The organism is Arcicella sp. GW458-12-2-14-TSB2 (assembly GCF_059423785.1).
On the sequence record NZ_JBWKYN010000283.1, the window covers coordinates 1 to 4,351 of the forward strand.

4 protein-coding genes are annotated in these 4,351 nt (G+C 32.4%); 1 reads left to right on the forward strand and 3 read right to left on the reverse strand.

Annotated features, from left to right (window positions below):
- Positions 1 to 27 precede the first annotated feature (27 nt).
- Positions 28 to 1,479 (reverse strand): DUF4369 domain-containing protein, encoded by a 1,452-nt coding sequence (locus tag AC07XN_RS23570; RefSeq protein WP_494744829.1) that lies wholly within the window; start codon positions 1,477 to 1,479, stop codon positions 28 to 30.
- Positions 1,480 to 1,689: 210 nt separating this feature from the next.
- Between AC07XN_RS23570 and AC07XN_RS23575 the strand changes: the two genes are divergently transcribed.
- The gene (locus tag AC07XN_RS23575) at positions 1,690 to 2,472 is read left to right on the forward strand and encodes a YdcF family protein (protein WP_494744830.1); all 783 of its coding nucleotides are present in this window, start codon (positions 1,690 to 1,692) and stop codon (positions 2,470 to 2,472) included.
- On the opposite strand, the gene bla is transcribed toward AC07XN_RS23575, so the two are convergent.
- Positions 2,469 to 3,224, reverse strand: a complete 756-nt coding sequence (gene bla, locus AC07XN_RS23580) for a subclass B1 metallo-beta-lactamase (protein ID WP_494744831.1) — start codon at positions 3,222 to 3,224, stop codon at positions 2,469 to 2,471. The genes AC07XN_RS23575 and bla overlap by 4 nt on opposite strands.
- Before the next feature lie 302 nt (positions 3,225 to 3,526).
- The gene (locus AC07XN_RS23585; RefSeq protein WP_494744832.1) at positions 3,527 to 4,204 is read right to left on the reverse strand and encodes a hypothetical protein; all 678 of its coding nucleotides are present in this window, start codon (positions 4,202 to 4,204) and stop codon (positions 3,527 to 3,529) included.
- Positions 4,205 to 4,351: the final 147 nt, after the last annotated feature.

Below are 4,351 nucleotides of genomic sequence, written 5' to 3' on the forward strand. Positions count from 1 at the left end.
ACTCGAAATCGAGTCAACCCTTTTTGTTTATCTGATATTTTTAGAAGCCTTTTGCTTTCTGGTAAAATCAATAAAATCTTCTACTTGTTCTACAGGTAAACGTTTGGCAATAATCTTTTTGTCTTTATCCAGTACATAAATTACTGGCGTAGCATATACATCAAAGCTATTTTTAAAGTCGGTATAATACTCTTCTTTCCCTGTTAGGGCATTTTTATGAATATCTATCCCATTAATTAATTCTTCTAGCTTAAATTCTTTGATAAATCCTTTCCATTTTAAAGGCGTTCTATCGATTGAAGCCGCTACTACTTTTACATTTTTAGTTTTTAAAGTTTGATAGGCTTTTTTCAATTTCGGAGCAGACTCGCGACAATGGCTACATTCAGGGTCATAAATAAACAAAACAGTATAATCAGCAGGTATACGTGGAATATCAATTTCTCTTCCCAAAGTGTCAGTAAGGTACATATCTGGCAATTTTTTGCCTATCAAAAGTGGCTTCAATATAGCCACTCTTTCTTTCATTCTTCTTACAGTAGAAGTGTCCCATAATGATGGTTCTCCGATATAATATTTCTCTGCCATGTGTACAAATGCGCCATCTGTCCCTAAGATTTTTGGGTTTTCATACTGACTAGAGATTTTATAAATTGTATATCTTCTTACATCTCTAGAAGTAGCTCTTGCCAATACAAAATCAGCCTCTTTAGCAATAGAATCGGATACTTGAACAGTCAAATCGTCAAAATAACGTTCCAATTTCTTTTGTAAAAATGGTGTACGCATCATTCTATCATCTTTTAAATCAACATTATCCCAAAAATGAGCTTTATAATATTGAAATTGAAACTGATACATCGCTGCGGTATCTGCCTTAGTTTGAACAGGCTTCGGATAGGTTGGAATTTCTGGCTCTTGCGATGATTTAATCAATTTTCCAGCAAATAGATTTTCATTAGCTTTTAACCAATCTTTTTGAAACTGTGTGGTAGCAGTTTGGACTTTCTTTATTTTAGCGTCAATCGTTGCCGATTTGCCTTTTTTACTTTCAGCTTCCAAGGCTTTCATCTCATCAAAGCGGTCTGACATTTCCTGTTGAAACTTAAAGAAAACTTCATTTTCTTTAGACCCTGTTATTTTCATTTTACGGATTAGGTTAACCGTATCCGTTTCAAATGCAAACTCTTGGTTACCAATGATGATATCGAAATACTTACCCTTGGGTAACGAAACCAAATATAGTCCTTCGGGTAATTTTTTGTCTCCTTTAAAAAGGAAATTGCCTTCTGAATCAACTTTGGCAGTATCTTTTATTACTTGTTGATTATAACCAAAATAATGTGCTAAAAAAACAGTGGTATCTTTAATACCTTTTATTTTTCCTTTGATAGAAAAACCTTCACTTGTCTGGGCTAAAAGCTGATTAGAAAAACCAGTAATACTTAGTAGGAGTAAAATTTGAAATATTCTTTTCATTAGTTTAACTGTTGTTGCTATGTTTTTAAATTGTAAGAGCCTGAAGAATGTTATTTTTTCTCAAAGTTACGCTAGTAAAGCATTAAGAAAAAGTATTTAGTAGTTTTGTAAACGATTCTGAGCTAATTTCATTATTACCCACATTTCACCTTAGTTTACTAAAGTTTATTAACGATTTTTATTCTTAAACAGACATACCTTTCTTTCAATATGTTTTACTTTCTTTCTAAAGTACTTTTTTACGTACTAATGCCTCTTTCTCTCACCATCATTGTATTAGTTTGGGCAATATTCACCAAAAATCCTCAACGTAAAAAGCAATTATTAATTAGTACGTTAGTAATGATTTTTGTATTTGGTAACGACTTTATCGTAAACGAAGGTTTTATCCTTTGGGAAATTCCTGCAACTTCTCCTGAAACGATTGTTGAGCCTTATGATGTCGGTATTATTCTGACAGGAGGAATGATTAGCAATAAAGAGGGAACTACTCAGCAGATTTTTGTCGATAAAACGGCGGATAGATTTATCCAACCTCTCCGTTTATATAAACAAGGCAAAATAAAGAAAATACTTATAACGGGAGGTAATACTGATTTAACCATCATCAGAAGCGATTTTTCGGATGAAAACCTAAAAACTGCTCAATTATTAGAAGAACTTGGCGTAAAAAAATCAGATATTATCTTAGAAACCAAAGCCAGAAATACCCGTGAAAATGCCACCTATACGGCTGAAATATTGCGTAAAAAGCCTGAACTAGGCAACAAATATCTATTATTTACCTCAGCTTTTCACATGAGGCGCTCGTTAGGCTGTTTTGAAAAAGCAGGATTGACAGTCACTCCTTTTAGCACAGCCTTCAAATCAAAAGCAAGAATTTTCACTTTTAGTAGCCTGATAGTACCTAGCGAAGGTGCTTATTATGAAGGCTATCATTTAATCCATGAGATATTGGGATATTGTGTTTATAAGGTTTTGGGATATTGCTAAGGTTTGAATAATTTAATCGTATAATCAAGTAATTTTTGGTTTCCATATTCTCCATGCCCGGGAACAACGATTTTTACATTTGGATATGCCTTTTTAACTTTTTCAACGGTACTTGACCACTCTGCAATAGTAGCATCACCTAAATAGCCTTTGCCTGCCTCTAATTCTTTAATTAAACATCCTCCAAACAAAATATTTTCGCTCGGATAATAACCTACTACATTATCTTTTGTATGTCCTTCTCCAAAAAACTTGGCAACAATATGCTCCTTGCCAACTTTTAAAATAAGAGAATCCTTGAAACTATTTTTGGGAACAACATAATTATTTTCTTTTGCCAATTCAATTGTTTTGAAATATGCATACGAAGGAATATTATTATCATCAAATGCTTTTAAACCACCCAGACAATCATCATGGAAATGCGTAGGAATAATAGCATTTATTTTACAATGAAGCGTTCCTTTAACCCATTTAATCAACTCCTCTGCACTTTTATCATTGGTCGGAGTATCGAAAACAACTACTTCATTACTATTTCTGACAATGACTCCGTTACAAGGAACGTATCCAAAATCATTAGTTTGTTTAAATGAGGTATGTTCAAAGGAATTGTTAGCAATTTGAGTGATAATTAAATCCTTGGATTTGTAAACTTCTTTGGGTTTAAATACGTCTCGTTTTTGAGCAATGCCTTTAAAGTTTATGATAGAAATTAGAATGATTACTAAGGTTTTGAGACAAGGTTTCATTTTGTTTCTTGAGTTTTTTGAATTTTTGGTAATGGTTTTGGTTCGAATTTTATCAACTATATCAATTTTGCCATTACTCCTTACTTTTCCTTTTACGATTATGAATTGTGTTAATCTACTGTTTGTAACATTCTTCGCCTTTGTTGGTGTTTTTCACCAACAAAATGTGTGAAAGAAACGAACCAATTCACAATTCTATCATGTCAGTTTATTGTTCATGCACTTCTGTTGGAGATAACTTCAACAGAAGTGCATAATAAATACCCAAAAACTACTTCATTAAACATAGAACTTAAAAAATGTTAAGGACTGTTTTTTGTTTCGGTTCGAACTTCTTTACCCAAATCTATTTTACCATTAGTCCTCACTCTTCCTTTTAAAACTATTAATTGTGTCAATCCGCTGTTATCTATAGGTTCTCCTAAGCTGTCACACTGAAAATCATATTTAACTGTATCAACACAAAATAACGAAAGGCTTTTATTTATAATACTAGTTGATGAACAATAACCTAGACCGCAATCACTTCCGCAGCCAGTGGCTAAAAGTCTTTCTTGACTAATCAATTTACCTGATTTACTATAAGTAGCCAATACTGGGTAATATCCTTCTCCAGGAAAAAAGTAAACCAGAGAATAAAAATTGGTCGTGTCTTGTAGTAATCCATAACCATATATCACCATATCTGGGGATTCAGATTTAACAAACAACGAGTCAATACTTTCGGGATTCATCTTCACCATTGTTCCGACAGATTCTTCCCAGTTATTATGTGAACTATAAATAAAAGGTAGATGAATAATAGGAAATTTGCTAATAAAGTCTTGAAAATGGTCAGTTCTTCTCAGCTTTATATCTATAGGTGAAGTTGTCTCATTTCGTACACTTGATTTACGGTCACATGACAATAAAAGCAAAAAAATCGTTCCTACTAAAATAAATCGTTTGAAGGATATAGGTCTTATATTAAAATTTCTCATAACTCGTAAATCTATGCCTGTTCACATTTTTTTATTAAAAGTAAATAATTGGCACAAACAAACCAATTTCATACCTCAATCAATTTTCAAATGTTTAATCATTAAAAAATTATTTTCATTTTGAAAAGATAATACACTACATCAAGG